The organism is Xanthomonas populi, assembly GCF_002940065.1.
Classification (GTDB): domain Bacteria; phylum Pseudomonadota; class Gammaproteobacteria; order Xanthomonadales; family Xanthomonadaceae; genus Xanthomonas; species Xanthomonas populi.
Genome location: NZ_MDEJ01000185.1, coordinates 1 through 6,023, shown reverse-complemented (window position 1 = coordinate 6,023; position 6,023 = coordinate 1). Strand labels below are relative to the sequence as shown.

At 61.3% G+C, this 6,023-nt stretch carries 1 protein-coding gene, 1 other RNA gene and 5 pseudogenes; 2 read left to right on the top strand and 5 right to left on the bottom strand.

All coding sequences use genetic code 11. The features are described 5' to 3' along the window. Positions 1–348 precede the first annotated feature (348 nt). Positions 349–2,159, top strand: a pseudogene (locus tag XpopCFBP1817_RS19070) (EAL domain-containing protein). A gap of 24 nt (positions 2,160–2,183) precedes the next feature. Here the strand turns inward: XpopCFBP1817_RS19070 and XpopCFBP1817_RS19065 are convergent. The 5 genes and pseudogenes from XpopCFBP1817_RS19065 to XpopCFBP1817_RS24170 all read right to left on the bottom strand — a co-directional run bounded on the left by XpopCFBP1817_RS19065 (position 2,184) and on the right by XpopCFBP1817_RS24170 (position 5,698). Then, positions 2,184–3,103 (bottom strand): annotated as a pseudogene (locus XpopCFBP1817_RS19065) (M14 family metallopeptidase). Positions 3,104–3,334: 231 nt separating this feature from the next. Beyond that, positions 3,335–3,475: pseudogene (locus XpopCFBP1817_RS19060) on the bottom strand (DUF892 family protein); the annotation flags it as partial. A gap of 234 nt (positions 3,476–3,709) precedes the next feature. Continuing rightward, positions 3,710–3,786, bottom strand: a non-coding RNA gene (locus tag XpopCFBP1817_RS19055) — sX9 sRNA. A gap of 314 nt (positions 3,787–4,100) precedes the next feature. Further along, positions 4,101–4,358: a KGG domain-containing protein gene (locus XpopCFBP1817_RS19050; protein WP_128418292.1), complete on the bottom strand. Its 258-nt coding sequence runs from the start codon at positions 4,356–4,358 to the stop codon at positions 4,101–4,103. A 168-nt stretch (positions 4,359–4,526) separates the two neighbouring features. After that, positions 4,527–5,698 (bottom strand): annotated as a pseudogene (locus XpopCFBP1817_RS24170) (NAD(P)/FAD-dependent oxidoreductase). A 7-nt stretch (positions 5,699–5,705) separates the two neighbouring features. Here XpopCFBP1817_RS24170 and XpopCFBP1817_RS19040 point away from each other — a divergent pair. Continuing rightward, positions 5,706–6,023, top strand: a pseudogene (locus XpopCFBP1817_RS19040) (transposase); the annotation flags it as partial.

Below are 6,023 nucleotides of genomic sequence, written 5' to 3'. Positions count from 1 at the left end.
ATCATGTCTGTCGTTCTCCGCTGGCAGGGCGTCAAGTCAATGATGGCAGATTGCTGGGGTTTTTAGAGGCTCCTTTATGCTGCGCTGAAAAATTCGGCCTAGATCGCACCGGCGGTCGGAATGTTTTGTAATGCAATCGTTTTCTTGATTAATACCATTGCCTTCCAGTCGACGCCGATCTCCGGGATTTAGTATTTTTATGCCCCAACCAATTTCCAACGATGATGCCGAGCCCGCTGCCGTGTTACCGTTTTTGCGAGCATCACGTTGGATATTTGATGAGGCTTGGATTCCATTTCTTCGTCACCTGCCGAAGACTCCGGTTTTTTTCTAGTAGCCATACAGTGTGTGATCTTCAACACGGACCCTGACGAGATGACGCTTGCGCTGGACAACAAAACGCATGAACGGCACTTCGACTGGTCCGGCGTGCCGATCGATCTGGGTGAGATGGAGCCGCTCGATCAGATCGCACGCCTGGTCTGTCACGCATTGGTGGCGCCTGCTGCGGCGCTGACCATCACCGAAGGCGGCCGCTTGCGCGTGCTGGCGGCGCGCGGCATCAGCATCGGCCATGTCGAACAGGCTATCGCGTCGTGCTGTCAGGTCGATGCGGCCGCCAACGGCGTTTCAGAGTTGATCGGCCACTACGCGCTTGCACCGATTCAACTGGGCGATGCCGCTTTCCCGGGATTGCCGGCGCGCTTCATCGCCTGTGTGCCAGTCGGCACGCCGCAAACCGGTGTCTCTGGCACGCTGTGCGTGATCGATACGCGCGAGCGCCGTCTGCCCGCCAGGAGCATCAACAACTGCTGATGTTTGCTAATGTGGCTGCCGCGCAACTCAAATTGCAATTCGGTGCGGGCCGTCGCGAGCCGCATAGCGGTTTGCTCAATGCGCGCCAGCTGCAATCGGATCTGGATGCCCTCGCCTTCGGCAGTCACTGCCTGCCGACCATCGCCTCCTTTATCGAGGTCTACGACACCCAGGCCGCCAACGAGGCGCGTCAGGCGCTTGGGATGCAGCCGCTGGAAGAACTGATACGGCACGCCAGCTACGTGCTGACCCGCGCATTGCGCGGCAAGGCCACCGTGTATCACGTGGCACCGATGCGGTTTGCGTTCTTTCTGTTGAACTCCGCGCCCGACGAAATGGAAGACCTACTGCTCGATCTCAGAGACATGCTGTATCAACCGGTGGATGCAGCCGGCGTGCCGATGTCGTTGACCTTCCATGCCGGCGTGGTGCGCTTCGCACCGCTACAGCCCGACACCAACGATGTCATGCGCAAGGGGCTGGTGGCGCTAGGGGATGCGATCAGCAACCACACCATCGTGTGCTGGTACAACGCCTTGCACGACGATGCAATTCAACCCTCCTACCGCCTGGCATTGGACGCCGAACGTGCGTTGGACGCAGGCGACTTCCGGCTGGTGTTCCAGCCGCGCATCGACCTGACCGACCTGTCGGTGACCGGTTTCGAGGCACTGCTGCGCTGGCACCACGCCAGTCTTGGCCCGATCGGCCCCGATGAATTCATTCCACTGTTCGAGAAGACCGCCTTGATGTGCACGGTCACCAATTGGGTGATCGAAAACGCTCTGGTGCAGCTGGCCAACTGGCGTGCGCAGGGGCTGGATTTTTCGATCTCCATCAATCTGTCCTCACGCGATTTCGGCAACCTCAATCTTGCGGCGGGTGTCATCAATCGCTGCAAGGACCTGGCGATTCCCACCGCGCGGATCGAGCTGGAAATCACCGAAGGCCGATGGTTGCGCAGCAATGTGGAAGCGGTACCGCGGCTGCGTGCATTGCGCGATGCCGGCGTCAGCGTGGCCATCGACGATTTCGGCACCGGCTACAGCAACTTCGGTTACCTGACCGAATTGCCGGTCAACGTGCTCAAGCTCGATCGCTCGCTGGTCACCGGCATCGCCACCAAGGCCGGCATGCAGATGCGCGCCGAGGCAGTGGTGCGGTTGGCCAATGCGCTGGGCTATCGCACTGTGGCCGAAGGCATCGAACATGCCGACGAGATCGCGCTGCTGCGGAGCTGGGGATGCGATGAAGCGCAGGGCTATCTGCTGTCGCGACCGATGGAGGCGCACCTGGTGGCTGCTTACGTTGCGCATGCGCTGGCCGCACAGCGATTGCCGTGATCGGCGCTCGCCAGCACAGCGCCTTCACGCATGTGCCAGCGCGTAGTCCAGTGCCGCACGGATCGCCGCCACCTGCGCCGCATTGCATTGCGCAGGCGTTGAACGCGGGCTGTCCGGATACACCTCGGTGGTGCTGCGATACGGGGCATCGGTCACGCCCGCGCACAAACACAGGCGCCGCAACGGAGAGTGGATGACACCAAGGCCTACCACAGGCGCACCGATGATCTGCCAATGCGCATCGGCAGGCGCGATGTGGGTGATGTGCGCCACCGCCGCGATCACGGCTGGCTGAAACTCCGGCTGCGGGTGTTCGCTGTCGCCGACCAGATAAAAGCCATCTGGAATGCTACCCGGCACGTACGCAACACCATCGCGCGCGGCCAAGGCCGGGCGGAATTCGGTTTCGTCGCTGTCGGTGGTTTCGTGTAGGTCGATATGCACGTGCATCTGCCGAGGCAGTGCAGCGACCAGCTGCATCAACGTAGCCGATTCTGCTGCGGGACTGTCTTGGCGGAACGAGCGATTCGGGGCGATTGCATCGGCGTTCCAGCGTTGGATGCGCTCATACCCACAAGGATTGATGCAGGGCGCCACCAGCAGATTGATCCGGCCCGCCTAGTAGGCGGCGCGTTGCTGCAAGAACTGCAGCGCGCCCTGCACGCCACTGGTTTCGTAACCATGCACACCGCCGGTGACCAGCGCGCACGGTAGCGCAGCGTCCCAGTCGGCACTGCGCAGTGCGATCAACCGATACTGCTCGGGTACGTTGCCGATCGTTCCGTAGTGCACACGGTCAAAGCGTGCCTCCTGGCTCTCGATGGGCCGCACGACATCGGCGGCATAACTGCGCTGGCGCAACTGGCGCGCATGCCAGGCGCTGCGCTCCGCCTCACCCAGGGTTGGCCTGCAATGCCGACAGGATAAGCCGCGCGCGTTGTCATCACTGCAACCGTTTGTCGAAGGATCGACAAGGGTAAGCGTTGCCGATAAGCCGGTCCATGGCATTACCAGAAGGCGCACGCTGCCGCGTCAAGCCCGTCTCGGAATGAAGAAGGTCCCGCATCGCAGGGCCTTGGCGTTACCAATACGCAGCGTGTCTCCCTGCGTTGCGGCCCACATCTTCGCGGTGACGCTCGGAGTTGCATCCCGCGCCAGGAACGGTTCGGTTAGTTCAGGTGCTGCTCGATACGTGCCTTGAGTTGCGGGTAATGCTCGATACGCGCTGCCTGGGCCTTGAGCATCTGCCCGGCCTGCTGCTCCATGGCATGCGCATCGCGCAACCAATCCATCAAATTTTCCTGGGTTTCGGCCATGCGCCATCTCCTGCTTCTGTGTGCGATGACTCCCGCGTGTCGCGCACACCGTGAAAGACGCCACTGCATCAGGTGAGCACGATGTGGGCCGTCCACATGCACTTGAGATCACGACACGGCGCAGCGGCCGAGACGAAAAAATTAGGCCACTCTGCAAATTCTGCAGACAACGTGGGCGGCGCAATATGGAGGGTAAAACATTCCCCTGCAATCGATGGTAGGGCAGCTAAGAGCGGCTAACAAAACGTAGCGAGCAGTCGTCAGGTGGGTGCGGACGGCGTGCTCAGAACCGGAGTGTACGAGTGGTACATGCCGATTCCGAGCACCGGCCGCGCCCGCCTGGCGGCTGCGCAGTAGTTTTGTTAGCCGCTCTAAGTGGCGCAGAATTTTCGCCCACCTGGGTCGATGCGTTGAGCCCCCAACAGATTGCCAGCCGCACTTTTTGAACTTGGTGCGCATCAAGCGATCTCACGCGACGGGATGCTGCAATCGTTTGTGCCTACGGACCGCCCACTCCAGTGCAAAAACGCTGCTCCAGAACGCAACAGGCCCTGCATCCAGCTGACGCAGAGCCTGCATTATTGCAACGCGCACCGGCACGCCATCGGCATGCCGACCGCCGGTTTTACACTGCTTCTTCTTGCGGCTTGACCTGCTTGGAACGGCCACCCTTGCTGCCGATACGCGACATGTGATCGCGGTCGCGGCTAACTGCCTGTCCGCCCTTGCGACCCGCTTCACGCGCTTCGTCGCTGGTGAATTCATGCGCATTGCCGCTGGCGTGTGCAGCTTTCCCGCCACTGCTGGCCAACACGCGGCGCTTTTCAGGATCCAGTGCGGCAAAGCCGCGCCGGCTACGAGTAATGTTCTGTACGTCTTCCACTGTGCCTCCTCTCGATGCTTCGTTGGTTACGCTATTGGGTAATCGGATTAAAGCAAAAATCGTGCCAACCCGCAAACGTAGACCACACGGTGCACGTGCATGAGATGTCGGAAAAAACAGCTGCGCTCGCTGTGCAAATCTTGCACTCCTGTGAGCAAAGGCGTGCGGCTACACGTGGGTCACGCAATCAGTGCTGGCCAACGGGCGATCTGCCAGCAACGTTGCCACGTGCGCCGCGATGCTCAGGCAGCAGGTCAACCCCGGCGATTCGATGCCGAACAGGTTCACCAGCCAGGCGATCCGGTACAAGTCTGGCCCATCGATGCGGAAATCGGCGGCCGCCTCGCCAGGCCCACTGATCTTCGGCAGTACGCCGCAATAGCCAGGCTGCAATGCGCCCTCAGGCAAGCCAGGCCAGTAACGCCGTATCGCTGCAACGAGGTTCTCTACCCGCGTTGGCTCGCAGTGGTAATCGGGCGCACTTACCCGCTCCACATCAGGGCCAAAGCGTGCACGCGCCTGCGGGTCCAGCGTGAGATGCACGCCCAGGCCACCCGGTTCGGTCAGCGGATAGATGAGTTGGTGAAACGGCGAGCGGCCGGCCAAGGTGAAGTCGCTGCCCTTTGCGAAGTACGCCTGCACCTGCGCATGTGCAGGCAAGCCATCGGTGGGTGCGGCAAAGGGCGACGCGCCATGGCCGGCCGCGTTCACCAACCAGTTGTAGGTGAGTGATACCGGCGCCTGGCCGTTGTCTCCAAACGAAAGACGAAAACCCCGGTGCGCACAGCTCGACACGTTCCACTGTCGTGTGCAGCGCCACGGTGGCGCCATGCGCTTGGGCATCGCCCTGCAATACCAGCATCAATGCATGGCTATCGATGATGCCGGTGGCGGTGGACTCCAGCGCTGCAACCACCGCGCAGCTCAGGCGCGCGCACCCGCACGTGCGCCTCGCTGAGCGGCACAACACGGTGCGCACCATTGGCCATCGCGTTGTGATGCAGCCGGTCGAGTTGTTCGCGCTGCGCGTGGTCACACGCAATGATCAATTTGCCGCAACGCCTGTACGGCACGTGGCGTTGCTTGCAATAGGCGTACAACAAGGCGTTGCCGCTGACGCACAACTGCACCTTCAACGACTCGGCCGGGCAGTAAAGATCTGCGTGGATCACCTCGCTGTTGCGCGCACTGCTGCCAGTGCCAATGGCGGCTTGCGATTCCAACAGCAACACCTCATGCCCCTGCACCGCAAGGTGACGCACAATCGCCAGCCCCACCACGCCTGCACCCACCACCACACACGCAACATCTGGCGTGTCCAGTCTCAAATCATTGGTCATCATGGATCGCCCACTGGTTGGATTGGAGCGGATACTGCGGATGTATGTTGTGCAGCACTGGTTCAATCTGGCCGATCAGGCGTGCGAGGAAGCCTTGCTGGACAGCACCGCGTTGCGGGTCTTTGTGGGGATCGATCTGGGTCGGGAGCGGGTTCCGGATGCGACGACGTTTCTGAAGTTTCGCCGCCTGCTGGAGCGGCATGCGCTGGGAAGCGAGTTGTTTGCGCAAGTCAACGCGCATTTGAAGGCGCAAGGGCTGAAGGTGGGGACCGGCACGATCGTAGACGCCACGCTGATCACGGCGCCGAGTTCGACCAACCATGCA